At 63.9% G+C, this 18,650-nt stretch carries 15 protein-coding genes and 2 pseudogenes; 6 read left to right on the forward strand and 11 right to left on the reverse strand.

Annotated features, from left to right (window positions below; translation table 11 throughout):
- Position 1 precedes the first annotated feature (1 nt).
- Genes qatC through ACFOWZ_RS07285 form a run of 3 tightly spaced genes read left to right on the forward strand, consistent with a single transcriptional unit; the run spans position 2 to position 2,959 of the window.
- A complete protein-coding gene (gene qatC / locus ACFOWZ_RS07275) occupies positions 2–1,366 on the forward strand; it encodes a Qat anti-phage system QueC-like protein QatC (protein ID WP_382370472.1) in 1,365 nt (454 codons plus the stop codon).
- Positions 1,363–2,121: a TatD family hydrolase gene (locus ACFOWZ_RS07280; protein ID WP_382370439.1), complete on the forward strand. Its 759-nt coding sequence runs from the start codon at positions 1,363–1,365 to the stop codon at positions 2,119–2,121. The genes qatC and ACFOWZ_RS07280 overlap by 4 nt, the downstream gene beginning before the upstream one ends.
- Before the next feature lie 49 nt (positions 2,122–2,170).
- Entirely contained in the window at positions 2,171–2,959 is a 789-nt protein-coding gene (locus tag ACFOWZ_RS07285; RefSeq protein WP_382370441.1) for an AbiJ-related protein, read from the forward strand.
- A 1,076-nt stretch (positions 2,960–4,035) separates the two neighbouring features.
- On the opposite strand, the gene ACFOWZ_RS07290 is transcribed toward ACFOWZ_RS07285, so the two are convergent.
- The 7 genes from ACFOWZ_RS07290 to ACFOWZ_RS07320 all read right to left on the reverse strand — a co-directional run bounded on the left by ACFOWZ_RS07290 (position 4,036) and on the right by ACFOWZ_RS07320 (position 13,899).
- Positions 4,036–5,784, reverse strand: coding sequence for a DUF4407 domain-containing protein (locus ACFOWZ_RS07290; protein WP_382370443.1), 1,749 nt, complete (start codon positions 5,782–5,784; stop codon positions 4,036–4,038).
- Positions 5,781–10,289, reverse strand: coding sequence for an FtsK/SpoIIIE domain-containing protein (locus ACFOWZ_RS07295; RefSeq protein ID WP_382370445.1), 4,509 nt, complete (start codon positions 10,287–10,289; stop codon positions 5,781–5,783). The genes ACFOWZ_RS07290 and ACFOWZ_RS07295 overlap by 4 nt, the downstream gene beginning before the upstream one ends.
- Positions 10,290–10,325: 36 nt before the next feature.
- Positions 10,326–10,658 carry a contact-dependent growth inhibition system immunity protein gene (locus ACFOWZ_RS07300; protein ID WP_382370447.1) on the reverse strand — a complete coding sequence of 111 codons (333 nt, stop codon included), beginning with the start codon at positions 10,656–10,658 and terminating at the stop codon, positions 10,326–10,328.
- Between the two features lie 28 nt (positions 10,659–10,686).
- Positions 10,687–12,108, reverse strand: a complete 1,422-nt coding sequence (locus ACFOWZ_RS07305) for an RNase A-like domain-containing protein (RefSeq protein WP_382370449.1) — start codon at positions 12,106–12,108, stop codon at positions 10,687–10,689.
- A 14-nt stretch (positions 12,109–12,122) separates the two neighbouring features.
- Positions 12,123–12,419 (reverse strand): hypothetical protein, encoded by a 297-nt coding sequence (locus tag ACFOWZ_RS07310; protein ID WP_382370451.1) that lies wholly within the window; start codon positions 12,417–12,419, stop codon positions 12,123–12,125.
- Positions 12,420–12,428: 9 nt separating this feature from the next.
- Positions 12,429–12,713 carry a WXG100 family type VII secretion target gene (locus tag ACFOWZ_RS07315; protein ID WP_382370453.1) on the reverse strand — a complete coding sequence of 95 codons (285 nt, stop codon included), beginning with the start codon at positions 12,711–12,713 and terminating at the stop codon, positions 12,429–12,431.
- Positions 12,714–12,945: 232 nt separating this feature from the next.
- The gene (locus ACFOWZ_RS07320) at positions 12,946–13,899 is read right to left on the reverse strand and encodes a hypothetical protein (RefSeq protein WP_382370455.1); all 954 of its coding nucleotides are present in this window, start codon (positions 13,897–13,899) and stop codon (positions 12,946–12,948) included.
- 191 nt (positions 13,900–14,090) lie between these two features.
- On the opposite strand from ACFOWZ_RS07320, the gene ACFOWZ_RS07325 reads away from it, so the two are divergent.
- On the forward strand, positions 14,091–15,026 hold the full coding sequence (locus ACFOWZ_RS07325; RefSeq protein ID WP_382370457.1) for a hypothetical protein: 936 nt from the start codon (positions 14,091–14,093) through the stop codon (positions 15,024–15,026).
- 632 nt (positions 15,027–15,658) lie between these two features.
- Here the strand turns inward: ACFOWZ_RS07325 and ACFOWZ_RS07330 are convergent.
- Positions 15,659–15,838 (reverse strand): annotated as a pseudogene (locus tag ACFOWZ_RS07330) (IS3 family transposase); the annotation flags it as partial.
- 58 nt (positions 15,839–15,896) lie between these two features.
- Here ACFOWZ_RS07330 and ACFOWZ_RS07335 point away from each other — a divergent pair.
- Positions 15,897–16,493: a hypothetical protein gene (locus ACFOWZ_RS07335; protein WP_382370459.1), complete on the forward strand. Its 597-nt coding sequence runs from the start codon at positions 15,897–15,899 to the stop codon at positions 16,491–16,493.
- A 78-nt stretch (positions 16,494–16,571) separates the two neighbouring features.
- Here the strand turns inward: ACFOWZ_RS07335 and ACFOWZ_RS07340 are convergent.
- Positions 16,572–16,886: pseudogene (locus ACFOWZ_RS07340) on the reverse strand (C40 family peptidase); the annotation flags it as partial.
- 141 nt (positions 16,887–17,027) lie between these two features.
- Between ACFOWZ_RS07340 and ACFOWZ_RS07345 the strand changes: the two are divergent.
- Positions 17,028–17,306: a helix-turn-helix domain-containing protein gene (locus ACFOWZ_RS07345; RefSeq protein ID WP_382370460.1), complete on the forward strand. Its 279-nt coding sequence runs from the start codon at positions 17,028–17,030 to the stop codon at positions 17,304–17,306.
- Positions 17,307–17,675: 369 nt separating this feature from the next.
- On the opposite strand, the gene ACFOWZ_RS07350 is transcribed toward ACFOWZ_RS07345, so the two are convergent.
- On the reverse strand, positions 17,676–18,053 hold the full coding sequence (locus tag ACFOWZ_RS07350) for an integrase core domain-containing protein (protein ID WP_382370462.1): 378 nt from the start codon (positions 18,051–18,053) through the stop codon (positions 17,676–17,678).
- Positions 18,014–18,650, reverse strand: a 637-nt coding sequence (locus ACFOWZ_RS07355; protein WP_382370464.1) for an IS3 family transposase, incomplete at its 5' end; no start/stop codon positions are given. The genes ACFOWZ_RS07350 and ACFOWZ_RS07355, both read right to left, overlap by 40 nt.

Raw genomic sequence — 18,650 nt, forward strand, 5'->3', positions numbered from 1 at the left:
CATGTACCTGGTTCGCACGGATCTCACCGCCCCGGTGACCGAGTCCGACGATGTCCGGCTGTTGGATTGGGCGCCTGGGCGGATTGCGGCCACGATCCAAACCGGAGACGCCGGTCCCGAGTTCTTCACGGGCTGGCGACCGCCGCGTGCCGCCGCCGAGCTCCTGCTGCTGGGCGCGGCCGTGTACTGCGCCGACAAATCCACCCGACGACGCGGCACGCCGGATTCCTGGACCAGGGACATCACCCTCAAGCTCCCCGTCGAGGCCACCGCCGCCTGGCGAAACGCCGATTTCGACGCCGCCCTGCGGTTTCTGACCGGCGACCACTGGGAGATCCAGCCCTACAAGTCCAACCAGCATCCCCTCGCCGGTGTGGCCGGCGTCCCCCTCGCCGAGCGGCCGATCGGGCTCGGCGTCGACGGCGTGTGCCTGTTCTCCGGCGGCCTCGACTCACTGTGCGGCGTCATCGATCTCCTCGAAGAGGACCCCGAACGGCGGCTGTGCCTGCTGTCCCACCACGAAGGCGGACAAGCATCCACCGCGCAACAACTTCTGCTCGACGAACTCGCCGACCACTACGGCGCCGAACGCATCCGCTCCCGGCGCCTCTACCTACGTCCCGCGCCTCCGAACAATCACCAGGCCCGACCTCTGCCGCGGCCACGCGAGAACACCACCCGATCCCGATCCCTGCTCTTCCTGTCTGCTGCCATGGCCCTCGCCGCCGCCGAAGGACCGGCCGTGCCGGTATATCTGCCCGAGAACGGCTTCATCGGGATCAACGTGCCGCTCACCCGAGCCCGTGTCGGCAGCGCGAGCACCCGCACGACACACCCACACTTCATGCACCTACTCGCCACGGCCAGCGCCGCAATCGGCGTATCGAACCGCGTGATCAACCCGTACCGGCTGCGTACGAAGGGCGAGATGCTCGCCGAGTCCCGCAACCCCGCTTTGCTGCGGCGCCTGGCCCCGCTGAGCGTCTCCTGCTCGCATCCCGAGACCGCCCGTTACGTCGGCCGTAAACAAGGCAACTGCGGATACTGCTTCCCCTGCCTGATCCGCCGCGCCTCGCTGGCACACGTCGGATGGGACGACGACGAGTACGCATACAACGTGTTCGCCGAGGACGACTCCATGATCCTCCTCAACCGCCGCAGCCGCCGCGGAGCCGACCTGCGAGCCGTAATCGCCGGAGCGTTCGCGGATCGACCGGATCGCGATGTCCTACGCAACGGCCCCCTTCCACAAGGCGAACGCGCCGCCTTCACCGGTGTTTGGCGACGTGGGCTCGCCGAGCTCCGTACCTGGCTCGCCAGCGGAGCCTGCGGCCCACTGGCCGAACTGGTGGAGTCTCGATCGTGACCACCACGGTGTTGACCGACACCCACTGCCACATCGACGCCTACGACAACCCGCTCGCCGTACTGGATGACGCCCGCGCCGCAGGCGTGCACGTGATCGCGGTGACCGAGGACCCCGGCAAGTACCGCCTGCTGCGCACCCGCCTCGGCCGACGGGACGGCGTCGATGTCGCACTGGGCTTTCACCCGCTTCGCGCAGGAGCAGCATCCCCTCACGATCTAGCTCGATTTCTCCGGCTCCTGCCTCAGGCCACGTGGATCGGGGAGATCGGACTCGACTTCTCTCGCGCCGGAGTCGCAACCCGCAAGCAACAGCTTCGCGTGTTCGAGGCCATCTTGGCCGACCCCCAGCTGCGAACTCGACCTGTCACCGTCCACAGCCGGGGCGCCGAGCGGGAGACCATCGCCCAACTCGCGCAAGCGCACGTGCCAGCAATCCTGCACTGGTACACCGGGCCGCTGGCCGCCGTAGACGATGCACTCAACGCAGGGCTCTGGTTCTCGATCAACCCGGCGATGGTCCGGTCGAAGAAAGCCGTGCCGCTGCTCCAACGGCTTCCGCCGGAACGCGTCCTGCTCGAAACCGATGGCCCCTTCGCCCGCTCCGAAAGCCGCTCAGCCGTTCCGGCCGATCTGCTCGGAACACTCGATCACCTGGCACGGCTCTGGGCCGTGACGACCGGTGAAGCGCGGAATACGGTCGCGGAAAACGAACACCGACTTCGCTGTACCGCCAGTGAGCCGCCGCCAGCCTGACTGACGACCACTCACCACCTACAGCCGACGTCCAGGAGGCACCATCGCCATGGCGAGCCGCATCACCGAGGTCACCTGGCGGCGTCTCATCGAGGGTCTCGCCACCACGGCCTGGTACGGCGTGCTCAACGAAGTCGAGTTCCTCGGGCGCCTCTACGACCTCGACACGCTGCCCACCACAGATTCCCGGTCCACGCAGTTCCCGACGGCGCGCGAGGACATCATCCAGCACTGCATCGCCAACCTGGACTGGCCCGACGACTGGATCTTCTACGACGAGCGATTCGGCTTGGCGGACAACGACGACGCACTCCTGCGATTCCTGGCCGAAATGCTGCACCCAGCGGTCCGGACCAACCTGGCCGAAGTCGAACAGCTACACGACTTCCTCAACCAGACGCTGGTTCACGACGGCTACGAGATCGTCCAGATCGACGCCATCAGCGGCGCACCCGTGTTTGCCGGCCGCAGGATCGGCGCTGGTGTGCCTGGCTCGATGAAGAATCTGATCTTCGCCGCAGACGGTCCCAAGCCGGAGATCGTGTTCAGCGATGCGCTCAACAACGACGTCCGCGTAGTCAAGAACGAACAGTTCTGCCTCGTCTACGACGGACCGCTGGCGGCACACGGACTTACGTGGGCCGACCTGACCAACTGGTGGGCCGAGCGCGAAGGGCTCACAGGAGCACCTGCACGCGAAATCTCGCTCAACCTGTACCGGCGACTCGACCGCTCGCTGGCCGACAACGACGCAGAACGACGAATCGTGCCCTGCCGGGGATTCGAACCTGCGCACACCTTGACAAAGCAGAACTGCCACTTGATCACTCAACAGTGAGCCGCGCGCTGGCAAGTAGACGATGACGTGCCGCACTTGCAGGTGAAGCACTATCGCGCAAGACACCTCAGCCGTCGGATGAGCTGTCTTGCGGGATAGTCGCTGCAGCTCAGGTCAGCACGGCGCAGTTTGGATACAGCGCCAGCGTCGAGGCATCCGTCGGTTACTGCCTGTCGCGGCAGCACGCCACCAGGCCAGTTTGATGCCGACGACGTCAGTTCGCGCAGGTTGACGCTTGTTCAGCACCGTTCGGGAAGTTCACCCGTTCGTGGCGACCCCATTTGCCGTTAGTCAAAACGAAGGAGCCAGCGGCTCCTTATTCACTCCTTCATCCGCCTGTTGATCATGAAAATGATGATCAAGCGAAGATCGTTTCGAAGGCACGAAAAAGCCCGCTGACCTGGGCTTTCACCCAGAATCAGCGGGCTGATTCAGACCGTCGGGACGACAGGATTTGAACCTGCGACCCCTTGACCCCCAGCACGAGCCGCTGACCTGCATAAACAGGTACGTTGACCACAGTTCGGCGCACTTGAGTACGAATCAAGTGCGTTGGCGTTCGATGTGGCGCTATCCAAGACCCACTCCTTCACGCCCTTCCACGCAAGCGAGCGGACCAGTGCGGATAGATCGACAGCCTCTCAAACTGTCCCAAAAGGACTGAATTCTCACCTGCCGAACTCGCCCAGCCGACTGCTTGGCGGCTCTCTCTTGCCCACGCACTGCAACGTCGGCCGACTGAAGGTCTCGCAGGGGCACGGGGGCCTCGACGGGCAGACGCCCTATGAGAGACTCCGCCAGAAGACTCAAGCCGAGGCCCCGGTGTAGTCGATCACTGTCAGTCGCACACCGACACACGGTGCTGAGCAACGCGGATCCGCCGGACATCGCGCTCGTAACCTGCCGCCTGGTACGCAGCGCGGCGACTGGGCGTACGGCTGAGTCGCATACTTAGGCGTCTTGTGTGCACTGCCGACCGCAGCTCGTGTTGGTGCGGCCCCTCGCGATGCCGCACCCCTTCAATCAAGTCCTAAATAGACTTTCGCGTGTCAGCGCCTTCGCCGCTGCCCTACACGCTACAGATGGCTCTCCGAATCGATCACACGTTGCGGGGCAGGGGCGCTCTCGTCTCGCTTCCCGTCGGGAAGCACCTCCGGCGGCTTCGCCATCGGAATTTCCAAGGTGCTTTGGTTAGCCAGTTCAGCCTGTTGACGGAGCTGCGACACGCGGACCGACTTCAAATAGATCACCGCACGCTTCCCCCAAGCCAGCTTGGCCCTCATGCTCGCCATAGCCTGACGCGCCTTCCTCTTGACGCCGTCCATCCTGCTGGCACCGCTCTTACCAACAGGCGAAAGGATGACCGTTGGCTGTTCAGCCCTCGATCGGTGTGCCTCACGGATGCGCCGGCTATTCGCTCGAAGCCGCTCTCCTTCCAGGTGCCTCAGTTCGACCTCGACACCGGATGTTTCAAGTTCCATCCTGAGCCGCTCTTCGCGGACCGCCCGTTCGACTTCAACCCGAACTCTGCCACGCAGCTTTCCCGTTGAGATCAGCGCCTCGATCTTGGCTTCTTCGTCCCGAGCGGCCATCACGGACGCGTACCCTCGCCGAGGCAGGATCGAGGTCACAAACTTGATCATCACGGGTGTCATCTCGAGCAACAGAATCCACAAACGCAGGTTGCGTTGAAGTCCTTCCGCACGCTCCGAGTACCGCGATACGCAGGCCTCGCTAAAGCTGGACTGCGGTCCGATGCTCGGATCGCAGGCACCGTCAGGCTTGCTGGTGAGCAGTTCGAGGGACCGCATCCTGATCAGGAGCCCGTCTTTCAGACTGGGAGCCCGGTCCTTCCATTCCTTGCGAACCTCGGCCTCCGCACCACCGGACACGTACGTGGTGGCTTCCACGACCTTGTACTTGGTGTCCACGTCGGCCTTGGCCTTGTCGACGTCGGTCTGGGACTTCGGGAACCGGCCGACCTGGGCGTCGTAGGCCTTCTCGACGTTCTGCACCTCGACCGGGCACTGCCTCTCGTACCTGACCACTCCGTAGACCGACCGCCCCGCCGAGTTCCGGTACCACCCGGAGATGGCCACGTTCCGGCAACGTATCCCCGCGGCCTCTAGCCTGGCGAGTTCAGTCGATCGCTGTTGAGCAGCCTGCTGCACGACTGCGATGCCATCGTTGAAGTCTTTCTGCAGTTGCGCCTTCTCGTCGCCCGCGGTCTTCAACCGATCTTCCGCGTCCTTCGTCCGCTTGGCGACCTCTCCCTTGACCTGCTCGGTGAACTGGGTCTCCGCCTGAATCTGCGTGATCTTCGTCTGTTCCTGAATTTCAGAGCTGAACACGACCAGCAGCATGAAGTCCGCGAAAAGCGCTGAGGCGAAGTACACGACAGCCGCGCGAGGCAGGATCTTCACCAGTTCGGCGACAAAATTCCGAAACCACGCGGCCCCCACCCCGAACTTGCCGCCCTGTTCCGTGGCGAACCCAGCCGTCTGGTCGGACACCAACCAGCGATCTAGACTGAAGATCAGGAAGAAGTAGAGCCCACCGAGCAGAAGCGACGGCGTCGAGAACAGGGACAAGCCGAAGGCGACCGAGCTCGCGATCATCAACGCCAAAGTGGACACGCCTGATGACAAGATCAGCGCGAGACCCAGCCCGAGGAAGTAGCCCCGGTCTACGTTCCACTTGCGGAGCTCCACGTGGTCGGCGCCTGCAAGCCGGATAAGCACGTCGCCGAAGGCGCGGATGAAGAACACTGAGAAGAGCAGAAGCAGTCCGCAGCCGAGCAGGATTGCCTGCGTCTGACCGCTCATGCGGCACCAACCTCAGTCGAGTTGCCGAGAAAGATCACGTGCTGACCGGTTTCCGTCTGCGCGATCGCGTCACCGCGCTTGTAGATCAAGCCAGGGCGGTGCTGGAACGACACGGATCTGACCCGCCACCCGTCGTCGGTGTCGGACGCGATGGCACTGGGCTTCAGGTAGACCGTGACACCACCAGAGCGCAGGGCGCCGGTCAGCGCTCCCTTGATGGCGGCCTGGGCGGTGGTGACACCGACGATCTGCACGTGCGAGCGCGCGTGCAGGGAGGACAGGACGGACTCGACTTGAGCGCCGACATAGGCCTCCAGCACGTGGCAGTCGTCCACCAGGATCAGCGGCCGCCCGTCCGGCAACTGGAAGAGGTTGTGCCGCAGGGCGAAAGCCGCCCTCTCCTCCCTGTCGTGCAGCTGGCCCAGTTCTTCGACGTCTTCGACAGACAGGTGGTGCACAGCGCTTTCCGGAGCGTCTTCCAGCGCCCGCGGCGAGAAGAACCCGACCGGACATCCCGACGCGGCGTGAATCCTGCGTGCCATCGCACGCAGGAGGCTGGTACGCCCGGACCTCGACGCGCCGACGACCAACAGGTGCGACTCGCTGAGGTCCACGGCAAAGTCCGCTCGGGAGAGCTCGTCGATGCCGACCGGCAACACACCCTCTGCCACGGCAGTCGGCTCGCCGCCGATGGGCACCCTCCAGCCGTTGGCGTCCAGAAACCGCGCCAGATCGGCATCGAGACCATCGCTCGGCGACGAAGGACGCGGTGGCGGGCTGTAGAACTGGACGAGGTTGTCCGTCGAGTCCAGGGCGAAGCCGGGAAGTCGCTCCTCCGGTGCGGTGCCGGCCTCCTCGTAGTGGGCGTGCAGCTGGAAGGTCACGCCCATCGCCGAGAGCACGGTCGGGTCAAGATCGCGAAGGGAACGCGTCGCGATGGCCGAGTGGATGCCGTACCTGCGACCGTGGACGAGAAGATCGACCATCCTGGTGTACCAGGTGCTCAGTCCTGGCGGTGACAGCACTCGGCCGAGGGAGTCGTAGCCGTCGATGAGCATCAGGATCGGCTCGGTGCCGCGGTAGGCGATCGGCAGGTCCTCGGCGTCGTCCGACATCCGTGATCTCATGACCAGCCAGAGCTGGTCTACCAGTCGCGTTACGTGTTCGCTGCGGGCGATGGCGACGGTGGCCGTGGACCGCCAGCGGCCCTCGAGCTGCGTCCCTAGATCGCCGCCACCGTCCAGGCAGACAACTCCCGGTGCCGAGCGGTCGCTTATCCCCGAGACGAAGGCCTCGGCCACCATCAGGAGGGTACTGGTGCGACCCGAACCGTTCGGCCCGGAGACGCAGAACCCTCCCTGTGCCAGGTCGATAACGACGTCGTGCTGAGCCTGCTGCCGCGGGAGGTCCGCCAGACCGACGGTGACAAGTGGAACAGCATCGGCCGGTTGTGTCCCGCGGGCGCGGCCGGGCGCGACATTCGGATCCACAGTGGACTGTCGGCGCGGGGCGGATTCCAACGGCTCGGGCATGATCCGCGCCCCGCTCGAGTGCTTCAGCCCAAGACCGCACACCGTCGAGACCAGCCGTTGCAACTGGGACTGCTGGTCGCCCACGGGGCCACCCGCGCTGCTTCCGGCCGGTGAGGACCCGGTCACCGAGGCGACGTTGAAGCTGGAGATGCCGACCTTCGCCCGCGCCCTCTCGTCGGCGAACCTCGTGCCGGCGTAGGCGGTCTGGAACTCGATGATGTTGTTGCCCTCCAGCCGGGCCATCGCGCGTCCCGGCAAGGCGCGGGGAATGCGGGTAGCGTCCGGCCGGTCGATGATCGTGACGGAGTCATCCGCGCTCAGCGTCCGCAACGCGATCCGGGCGTTGACGTTCGACCTGACCTTGGGGACGACGACGTCGCGGGTCGGTTGCTGCGTGGCGAGCACGAGGTGGACTCCCCAAGACCGCCCGCGCTGGGCGATGTCAATCACGGCGGGCATGGTGGTGCGCTCAAACTCCTGGACGATGGTCGCGAACTCGTCGAAGAAGACCACCAGGCGGGGCAGGACGTCCGGACGCGCGGCACCAAGCGCCCGCGTCAGGTACTCGTTGAAGTCCTTGGCGTGTCCCATCTCCTCGAAAGCCCGCTCACGTCTGCGCAGCTCGGCGCGCAGGAAGCCCAGGGCCCGGTCCACGTTGCGCTGGTCCAGGTCGCTGACGTAACCGATGACATGCGGAAGGTCCTTGAACGGGGAGAACGTCGCGCCTCCCTTGAAGTCCACCAGGAACAGGGTGGCCTCGTGCGGGCCGTACCGGCCGACGAGTCCGCAAGTCATGGTCTGGAGCAGTTCGCTCTTGCCGGACCCCGTCGTACCTCCGATCAGCACGTGCGGTCCGTCGTTGACCAGATCGAGCTCGAACGTCCCTTCCTGGATCACCCCGAGGGGGATGGACAGGCTGGTGCCGAGCGACTGACGCGGAGCGCCGTCGTAGGCGAGGTCGGTGACCGGGATGACTGCAGTGAGCGGGACTCGCCGCGGGATGCCGGCGTTCGCGCCGGACGACCGCGGGTCGTAGAGCGGTGCGAGGGCGCGCACGCTGTGCACCGGAGCTGCCCGGAACAGGCTCAACGCGAACGGCCGGTGCACAAGGGCGGGATCACCGGACAGGACGACGCCAGTGGAGTCGCTCTCGTCCTTGTCGTCCGCGTTCAGCTGCACGACGCTCGTGACGAGCTGCGGCGCCGTGTCGACCGAGCTCCCCAGCCACAGCACGCGGATCTGTCCGTTGGCGAGGACGCAGATCTCGTCAAGCAGCGCGATGTCGATCTCAGCCGCCTCGTGCACGACCAGGAGCGCGAACGTCTCGTCGGACTCGTCCAGCCGGTACCTGTGGCGTTCCTGGTGCAGGTCTCTCATGGCCACGAGGAAGGCGTTGCCGCTGTCCCGCCCGGCGAAGACGCGGGACGAAGGCAGCAGCGTGGAACCGGCGAGGGTGTGGGGCAACCACTTCAGCCAGTCGTAGCTGTTCAGAACCAGCTCGGAGGAGGGCAGCAACGCCGCGAGCCCGACTGCTCCCGGCGCTTGCGCGCACACCGCCTGGAGCAGCACGCTGGTCGCCAGGTAGCCCACAAGCTCACTCGGCCCGACGATGCCCAGGTGATGCTCGCGAAGGCTCACGGTGATGGGAACGTCGAAGAGCTGGACGCGAACCGCGTCGCGCTCGATCTTGCGTCCTTCGATCTCCATAACGCGCTTGAAGTCGTCGTCCTCGAGGTCGACGCCGTCAGCCAGCTTGATCTCGTAGCGGCTCGGCAGCTGGCCGTAGCCGAGACCGACCTGGAGGAAGTCGGCTCTTTCCGGGGTGCGCCCCCACAGTCCGGAGAGCCTTCGGTAGCCGCGTCGCGTCCACGTGTCCAAGGGCGGGTTCTCCTGGTGGAGGTTGCGCTCTTCCGCGCCCGCGGCCTTGGTGTGCTCGGCGCTGATCCGCTCCAGCTTGTCGACCCACTTCTGGCGCGCGTCGCGATACCGGTTCTGCGCCAGCCGCTGCTGCCGGAAGTAGTTGATGATCGGAACCGCGGCCGCGATGGGCGAGATCAGCAGGGTGAGCGCGCTGCCCGTGGCCATCCAGAGCGCCGCGACGATGGCGAGCGGCACCACGATCTGCTCGAACGGGAACGGCTGGTGCTCCGGCGGTGAAGGCTGTGCCTCCAGCCGGGTCAGGTTTTCAGGCAGGACCCGGTAGACCGGATCCGCCAGGCGCGCCGTCGGATCGAACCGGATCTTGCCGATGGACGACCGGTGGTTGAGGCCGGCCAGAGTCGTCAGCGTGAAGCTGACGAAGTCGGTGTCATCGCGCCTGATGCTGATCGAACCACCGGGCAGGAGCATCTTCTGGTCACCTGCCGAAGCCGGTGTGCCGGAGACGAAAAGACCGTCGGCCATCGCGACCGTGCAGGCGACGTGCTCACCGTCGCGGTTGACCAGCCGCATGACAGTGTCCGGCAGCTGCTGGTCGTCGACCACCAGGATTCGATCACCCGCGGGGGCTCTGCCGACGGTGATCTCGACGCCACGGGGCAGTCGCGTCACGCGGCCGCGGTGAGTGCCGCGCTCGTCGATCAGAAACAGATCCGACGCGGTGCGCCGTACGTCGACGAGCAACTCCGGCGCCGGACTCGTCACAGGGTCGCTGAGGAAGAGGGTCACGCCGTCGAACAGTCCGCACTCGCTCAGCAGGAGATCCTTGGGCAGATAGCCGGCTGAAGCAGTGTCCGTGGCGCCGGGTGCCCAGCTGATCAGCTTCCTCAGCAGGCCGAAACGCTGGCCATCACCTTTCCCGAAGTGCACCGCCAGCGCTTGAGTTAGGTCATCCACAGTGGCCTCCGGCGCGACATCAACCAGAAGATCCCGCATCTCCCGTTCGTCGCCTGCCGCGGCGCGTTCGCCCTCTGAGTGGTTGACTACGACGGACAGCGCCAGCCGGGACAAACGAGCGTCATGGATGACTGACATAACTCACCTATCTGAATTCCGGCTTGACTCGCCCGCTCAGTCTCTGACTTGTTCTTCGAGGGCTCTGCGAACCTCGACTAGCGTTTGCCGGTAGCTGAAACTCGACCGATCCGAGAATTTACGTGCTCCCCAGGTTACTTCTATCAAACTCGCAAGCTCTTCATCTGACAAATCCGAGGCGATTAGTTCCTCGATGTCGTTCCGAAGGTTTTCTGCACCTGGATCATCGCCCTCACACCCGACGTACTCCTCCACAGCCTCTTCAACACTGCTCTCATCCTGCAGAAAGTCCTGCCGGAAAAATGAGTAGAAGAACTGCCTGGCACCCGTACGAGACATTCCAGGGTCTCGATCACTCCAGTCAATCACCGAACACACCTCTCAACAGCGAAGAAGATCACCTAGGGTACTTCGGGTAAGCCGTGTACACCATGAATCCCTCCGGCATATCCTCAGACTTGCGCAGAACCACCCAAGCCTCACTCACCGGAGCGATATGACGAGTACCCCCGTTGTCATGCGACGCGATACCAATCGGATGATCAAACTTGATCTCAGAGAGAGGGAACTGTTTCTTCGAACTGTGTGCCCAATCCGAAATCTGCGCCGAGTTCCGACTGATGAACTCGTGGATTACCGCGTTCGCCTCATCTTTCGAGGTAAAGATTCCCTCGTAACTACGCCCCAACCCCTGAATGTAGTCGAAATTTGTCATGCCACTGTCGTTCACGTGTTTCTGCAGGGTATGCCCTTGCTCTCTGCCGAAAATGGGAACCTTTCCCTCCCACCTGGCCACGTAGTCGGGCCGCTCCGCCAGGAGATTCTCCACCGACTTCAACGGAGACCCGAGGGTGAGCGCACTCCTGCCAGCGGCGCCGATCGCGCCGTCGACCGCGCCGGCCGTCTTTGCCCCCTTGACACCGACCTCGGCGCCTTTCACCGCCGCCCCGGCTCCTCCGGTCAGCAGCGCGAGAGCGATTCCCGGAATCAGCTTTCCGAACCAGTTCTCCGGATCTCGCTTCAGCCCCTCGTAGTCGACAACACCCTCTCCGACCAAGCGCAGCGTTCCGGCAGGATCCTTGACCAGGGCATCGACAAAGTTCTTGAAACCTTCTTCGAAGGCCTTCTTGTCAGCCTGGTAACCCACCGGATCCAGCAGCTGCCTGGCCTGGCTCATCTTCGCCGCGAACACGACCATGGACAGCGCGCCCTCGCCCAGCTCCCACACACCCTCGGCCGCGCCGCCGAGAACCTTGCCGACACCGGTGAAGTAGTCTGCGAGGGTCTGACCGAGCCAGGCAGCGGCCTTGCCGAGGCCACCGAAGAACTCGGCCAGTGCGTTGACCGACTTCTGCCGGTGGCGGCTGGCGCGGGCGGCGCTGCGCTCGACGGTGTCGCGAGCCTGCGACATGGCCGCGTTCACCGAACGTTCGATGGCGGAACGCTCCTGCGTCAGGCGAGTGATCTCGACGAGGACCTCCCCGGTGGGCATCGCTCCAGCTGGGGATCGCTGCAGTTCCAGGAGGCGAGTGCCGATCTGGTGATGACGGACCTGCTTCCCGCTGACGATCCGGGCTGCGGTGTCGATCGCCGTTGCGGCGTCGTGCAACGCGGAGCGCCCGACCGTCAGTTCCTCGGAGATTTCACTGAGGAGCGACTTCGCCCGCGAAGCGGTGTCGTCGACCCACAGCCCAGGTCCGATCCTGGACGCGAGCACCCTGATCTGGTCCGCACGACTGCCCAGCACGTCCCCGGCGGCGCGCAGTTGCGCGCCGCCGGAGCTCAACCTCGAGTGATCTGGAAGGCGGCCGAGAAGCACAGTCCAACCTCCTTTCACTCGAACTCTTCAGCGCCCTGCCTGTCAAGACTGGCGTACATGGCAGCCAAGGAACGCATTACGTCCGCTATGCCGCCTACTTCTTTTTCGATGCCGGTCACGGTTGTCGTCCACGCGTTTTCCAGGCGGCCGACCGCATCTGCCAGACCACCATCGGCGTTGTGACCGCATGCACCCTTTGCAGTGGCGCAGCCGGCAGCGAGATCCGAACTCGCCTGGCGGAGCCACGACCTGTGAGCGCCGAGTGTGTCCGCCTCAGCGGAAAGTCGCCCGGTGTCGACGTCGATGTCCACGAAGGCCTCTCACCTCAAGGCTGCCGCGCCCTGCATGTTGATCTCGTCGAAATTTGTGATGATCTTGTCAACCACCTGGCCGAGCTCACGCAACGCCTCGACGAGGCGGAGTTCGGCAGCCTTCCACTGCTCGTACTTCTCCTCGTAGGCCCGCGCCGAATCCCCCTCCCAGACGTTTGCGGGATTCACCTTCGCCCCCAGCGTCGAAAGATCACCCTGCCTCGCCTCGGCGTTGAGCTTGAGATCAGTAGCGATCTGCTTGGCACCTGCGATGTCCACCTTGAGATGCGGCATCGATCCAACCTTTCATCGCTTAATAAGCATCGTCGAGCAATGCAAAGAGAACAAGCGCACACGAGAGAAGACAACACTCCCAGGACGTTTTGACCTTCCCCTATTTCATCTCTGGATGCGGTTGCAGTCCCGGTATCGCGAGCTACCGCCGCATCGTTACGGGCAAGCTGAAAATATGGGGTGAGCAGTACCTATCTGGCAGTCAGCCGTCCTGCTCGTACGAGCCTCACCTTCAGTCGTTGATCCATGCCGCTCCGTAGGCGAGGCCCTCGCGCAAGCCGAAGAACTCAAGGCCGATCTCCCCAGCCGTGTCCAGCGCGAGCAACGCCTCTGCAGGCCGCCCTGCGTCCAGAACCACTGGAGGAACACCATTGAGGCGCCAAATCCGCGAAGGGCACTCCTGCGTGGGGAACCGCACATGCATCTCGAAGCGCTCAACACGGCGAAGCGGGAGTAGCACGTAGTACGGCTTCATCCGGCGACGAGGAAACGATGTGAACCTGACGCTGTACGTGTGGCGTTCACCAAGCCCAAGCGGTTCAGGAAGCCGCACCACGAAACGACTATGACCACTGGGATCGTGTTCGGTTTCCACGATCCTGCCTCCGTACTCGATCGTCGCCTCGACACGCTCGTCGTCGGCGAGTTCGACCCCCTTCGGCGCGCTGATCATGATCACGATCTCGTCGAGCTCGTCAGAGGTGGCCACGATCTGCCTGGTCTCGGTTAGCTGCGGCGGGTCCAGCTCCATGTTCAACGACGATGAGAGACTTTCGGTGTACCAACCGCAGGGCGCGTGGTGGCTACCGTTGTCGCCCCCTGCGCTCTCGAGATCGTGTGCGAGTCGCTTGAAGGCGGCGTTGATCCACCGTCTTGCGGTGCGCAACGAGTCCCGGTTGATCTGACCGTTGAGCCAGGCCATTCGTTCGTGTAGGAAACGATGGTTGGCTTCTTCATGCAACGCCAATGCCGCCAACGCCGCCATGCGCAGGTCAGCGGGTAGACGGCCACACAACTCTGTCAAGCGGAGCACCAACTTGTCTCGAACCGCGGCGGGCGCGTCGGTGGTCCCAACGCCACAGACACGCCGAAGGTTCGGCAAAGGCAAGAGGTGGAGGTTGTCCGCCTGGACACCGCGGCCCCGCCGCAACTCGTTCAACTCGCCGATGAGGTCGGCACTGGCCACTGTTCGCCCTCCGGCGCGTCGACTACCTGCCATCTCGCGAACAGCGTGCATGCCAGCGCCCGACGTAGAAAGTGTCCCCGGCGATCTGTCCCCTATTTGTCCCCCAGCTGGACTATGCATGACCGGGTATCTGGCCTTCATCTCAACGATGAGCAACCTCGATTGGCGTACTGCGGCGAACGGAGATTCCCATGGTCGACGATGCCAGCCGCCGGCGCGCCATCAACGCGACGGGCACGCTCTTGACCGAACTGCTGCAAACCAATCCGCAGTACGATCGAACCTGGCGCGGCGCGGGCCGGCGGTTGAGATCGAGCGCGACGGCTCCCGCGGCCGTGTCTCAGGTGATCGCCTCATACTTGTGGGAAGTGGGCGAACGTCCGGACACGGAGACCGACTTACCACGAAGTCTGAGAGACAGGATCAGACGCGCGTTGCGCGGCGAGCAGTTGTCGGGAGAAACGCTCACGTGGTTCATCGGCGCCTTCGAGATGAGTGATCAAGACGCCCAGAAGCTCTGGGCCACCTTCTCCGGCGACGCAATCGGACCGCTTGACGCGATCGTCGACACGGTGCCGGTGCCCCGCCCCATGGGCAAGCGGCAGTGGCACCGGACGATGACTCTGTTCGAGCGCTACCTCTTCAGCAAGGACCGCTCGTACATCCAGCGCCGCACCATGCAGGTCATCCAGGCGATCGAGGACGGCGTCGACAGCTACCTGTTCAACCACGAGCCGTTCGCTGCGAGCATCTCGGTGCTCTACGGCGGCCACCTCGGGCAGCACTACGAATACGGAGGGGGCCTGGTCAGCGACGACATCATGTTCGGCAGAACGCTGCAGACCGGTCAGCGGATCGCCATCGAGTACGAGACCGCCTTCGACCCTGGCGTTCACCGGCCCACCGAGGTACGGCGAGCGGTGCGCGCTCGCGTGGAGAACCTCGACTTCGCGATCCAGTTCGCGGCTGAGCATGCCCCCCGGAGCGTCTGGTTCTGCGCCTGGCCCGACCACTACACCGGCGACCCGGTCTTGAACGAGCCGCTGTCGCTCGACGAAGCGGGAGGAGCGCACCGGTTCGTGGCGTACGCCCAGCAGACAGTGCTGGGTTTCCGCTGGGAGTGGTAACCACTGCCGTACCCCGCGCTTGCGGCTTGCGCCGTAAGCGCGCCATTGCCTTGTTCTCCTTCTTTCACAGGACCGAACAGGTCCACCGAAAAAGGAGGAACCAATGCAGTCACACTGGATCACCCTGTTCCTGCTGCTGATCAGCCTCGTCTGAGAATTGCCTCGAGAAGCAGGAGACCATACCAATGATCGGCGCGTACACAATAGCTGCATCCGTGATTTTCACAGTCGGCGCCTTGTGTGGCATGTCCTGGTCAGCACAACTCATGAACGCTCGCTCCAGGAGACAAGCTCGACGACAGAGAGACTTGAACCTCTTGGCAAAAGCGATGAGACTCCAACCAGGATCTCCAATTGCTCGCCGATCCCTCTGAGGCCTGACACACGACCGCTGCCGCGAAAGTTGCGTGTCGATCGACTACTTGGCACGCAACTTTCGCAGTGCGTTACGTCTCAGCCGCTGTGCAACGACCTGCTTCTTTTGTATGACTTGACTTTTGGTCACCGAGAGTTGGCCCCAAAGTCGACCGTTAGGTCAGCAGTCAGTTCGTTCAGAGCCACTTGGGCGAGCTCGGCAACAGAGGTCAGAGAGCTCGGGTGGGTCTGCTGCACGAGTAGGTGACAGTGATAGTTCACGCAACCTGACTGGCTGGCGTGGCCATGATTGCTTCGTACTCGATCGGGGTCAACCTGCCGAGAGCTGCCTGGCGCCTGCGACGGTGGTAGGTGCGCTCGATCCAGGTCACGATCGCGAGCCGTAGTTCCTCGCGAGTGGTCCAGGTGCGCCGGTCGAGAACATTGTTCTGCATCAACACGCTTCCTAGCAGGTTCGTACGCCGTCGCACATGTCATCCGGCAGACTGGTGCGCCGTGAGCCTCGAAGCCAAGTTGGCCCTCGCTGCGCTGGTCGTCGCGGTCGTCGCCGTACCGATCGCGGCGTGGGTGACCCGGCAGTACGGAACGCGTCGTAAGAAGCTGCTCTTCCTGTTCGAGGCCACTTCCCTGATGCCCGTGATCAAAGGCTCCGCCGCTGACGCGTTGAAGATCACTTACCACGACGTGCCCGTCGATGATCCACATCTCCTGACCATCCGTCTGGAGAACATCGGACCATCAGATATTGCGAGCAACCACTTCGATTCCGACAAGCCGGTTCAGGTACGCCTCAATAGCACGTTGTACGGGATGCTGAGCGCAACGCAGCCCGAACACACTGTTGGCCCCGCTATGGGCACTGCGGACGCGGTCATCGAGCTGACGCCGCTGCTCTTCAAGCGGAAGGACACTTGGGTGGTTGAGTTGTTGGTGTCCGGCGACCCGAAGCCAGAGCTGGTCAGCTCGCTCGTCGACACGGACGTCGTGGCACAAACGGTGGCCGATCGGCTTGGCAAGGCCAGTCAACGAACCTTCATCGACATGCTGGACGCGCTGGTCAGCGGACTGGTGGGACCTGGTCGACGCTATTAGCACCAGAAATCCACCAAGGCGATCATTTGAGCTGGTCAGCTGAAACGAGCAGGATACCAGTGTCCATAGGCCGTACATCTACTGGGCAGGGGACCACGGGCGAGTCGCTCCAGCATAGTCGTCGCCGGGGTACCGGTAGTTGTCGATCTGCACCGGTACACCGAACGTCGGTGCATTGATCATCTTTCCGTTACCCAGGTAGAGGCCGACGTGATGGATCTTCCCTGGGGTGCCGTAGAAGACAAGGTCGCCTGGCAGCAGCGGCTGGCCCGTGGGCACGCGTGGCCCCATGTCGAACTGTTGCTGTGCGGTACGGAGCAGCTTCACGCCCGCTGCCTCGTACGAGGTCATGGTCAGACCTGAGCAGTCGAAGCCCGTGTGCTTGTAGTCCGGCTGCTTGACAATCGTCGCAGCCTCAGAGACAACCGAGGACTACACCATGAGCAACAACGCACGGCGTCCACGCGCCCCCGGCCGCCTCCGACTCTCACGGCACCCGCGGTACAACCGCCCGAGCCGCGCAACCTGGCTGTGGTGTCTGCAGCACCAGAAGAGACGATGTCTTCGCCAGACAACGAGGCAAGCGCACAAGAGCAGTTGCTCTTCACCGCCGACCAAGCCGCGCAGCTACTTCAGGTTCGGGCGTCGTGGTTGCGCCGACGTGCCACCGCTCGCGCAATCCCCTGCAGGTTCCTGGGGAAATACCTCCGCTTCTCCCGCGACGACATCGACCAGATCGCCGAGGAAAGCAAGCAAGACGTGCGCACCGGCCCGCGAACTACCCAATCCGGCAAGACTTCACCAGCAGCTTGATCCTCTCGTACAAGCAATGCCTCCATAGGACTGTTAGCAAACCATGCACAGCAAAGGTTTCCTTCATGGCGTACGCAGAACGTTCAGGCGCAAACTTGTGGCGCGTGCGCTACGAGCGCGAGGACGGAACGCTTGGTTCACTGTCGGGCTTCACGACAGAGGAAGCAGCGAATGCAGAAGCCTCCCGCATGAACCGCGAAGCGCTCCTCGGCAACCGCCGCGCCAACCCTGCAGCGGCCCAAGAGCCGTTCGGAGGCTGGATCGAACCCTGGTTCGGATCGATCGACGTGGCCGACTCAACCATGGCCCAGTATCAAAGCCTCACCCGCAACCACATCATGTCAAGTACCGGGTTTGATGGAGACTGGATTAGTTGGTTTCCAGGGTTGCGGCGACCGGATGGGTCATCGCGTGCAGTGCTTCGTACTCGGCGGGCGGCACGTGCCCGAGTTCGCCGTGCAGGCGTCGGTTGTTGTACCAGTCGATGTACTCGACGGTGGCGATCTCGAGGTCGTCGATGCCGCGCCACGGGCCCTTGTTGCGGACGAGTTCGGCTTTGTACAACGAGTTGAACGCCTCGGCCATCGCGTTGTCGTAGGAATCTCCTTTGCTGCCAACGGATGCGACCGCATCGGCTTCGGCCAGACGCTGGGTGTAGCGCACCGCCCGGTACTGCACGCCGCGGTCGCTGTGGTGGACGAGTCCGGTCAGGTCACCGCCAGTGGACTGGCGGCGCCAGAGCGCCATCTGCAGCGCGTCCAGCGCAAGATCGGTGTAGAGGCTGGTGGCGACTGCCAGCCAACGATCAGACGGGAGAAGACATCGAGTACGAACGCCGCGTAGACCCAGCCGGCGGCGATGCGCACGTAGGTGATGTCCGCAACCCACAGCTCGTTGACACGCGTCGCCGTGAAGTCACGTTCCACCAGGTCAGCGAGCCTGCTGGTCTCCGCCGCCGGTCGTGTCGTGCGCGGCGACTTGTCGCGCAGCAGGCCACGCAACCCCGCCTCGCGCATGAGCCGCTCGACCGTGCACCGGGCCACGTCGATGCCCTCGCGGTGCAGCTGCCTCCACACCTTCCGCGTCCCGTAGACGCCGTAGTTGTCCTCGTGCACCCGCTTGATCGCCGCGGTCAGCCCCCGGTCGCGGACCACACGGGCCGATTCCGGGCGGGATTTGGCCGCGTAGTACGTCGACGGTGCGATCTCGGCGGGCGTCTGCTCGAGCGCCGCCAGGACCGGCTGGACACCGTGTTCTTCCCGCTGGGAGTCGACGAACGCGACCTTCATCGCGACGGACGGTCCAGCTCCGCCGCGAAGAAACTGGCCGCTGACCTCAGGATCT

Origin of the sequence: Lentzea rhizosphaerae (genome assembly GCF_042649515.1) — a bacterium.
In the GTDB taxonomy this organism is placed as follows: Bacteria; Actinomycetota; Actinomycetes; order Mycobacteriales; family Pseudonocardiaceae; genus Lentzea; species Lentzea aerocolonigenes.

What these genes read in the sequence shown, in the direction of transcription:
- qatC (WP_382370472.1), top strand. Translation starts at nt 2, where the DNA reads ATGTACCTGGTTCGCACGGATCTCACCGCCCCGGTGACCGAGTCCGAC.
- ACFOWZ_RS07285 (WP_382370441.1), top strand. Translation starts at nt 2,171, where the DNA reads ATGGCGAGCCGCATCACCGAGGTCACCTGGCGGCGTCTCATCGAGGGT.
- ACFOWZ_RS07290 (WP_382370443.1), bottom strand. Translation starts at nt 5,784, where the DNA reads ATGAGCGGTCAGACGCAGGCAATCCTGCTCGGCTGCGGACTGCTTCTG.
- ACFOWZ_RS07295 (WP_382370445.1), bottom strand. Translation starts at nt 10,289, where the DNA reads ATGTCAGTCATCCATGACGCTCGTTTGTCCCGGCTGGCGCTGTCCGTC.
- ACFOWZ_RS07315 (WP_382370453.1), bottom strand. Translation starts at nt 12,713, where the DNA reads ATGCCGCATCTCAAGGTGGACATCGCAGGTGCCAAGCAGATCGCTACT.
- ACFOWZ_RS07325 (WP_382370457.1), top strand. Translation starts at nt 14,091, where the DNA reads ATGGTCGACGATGCCAGCCGCCGGCGCGCCATCAACGCGACGGGCACG.
- ACFOWZ_RS07350 (WP_382370462.1), bottom strand. Translation starts at nt 18,053, where the DNA reads ATGGCGCTCTGGCGCCGCCAGTCCACTGGCGGTGACCTGACCGGACTC.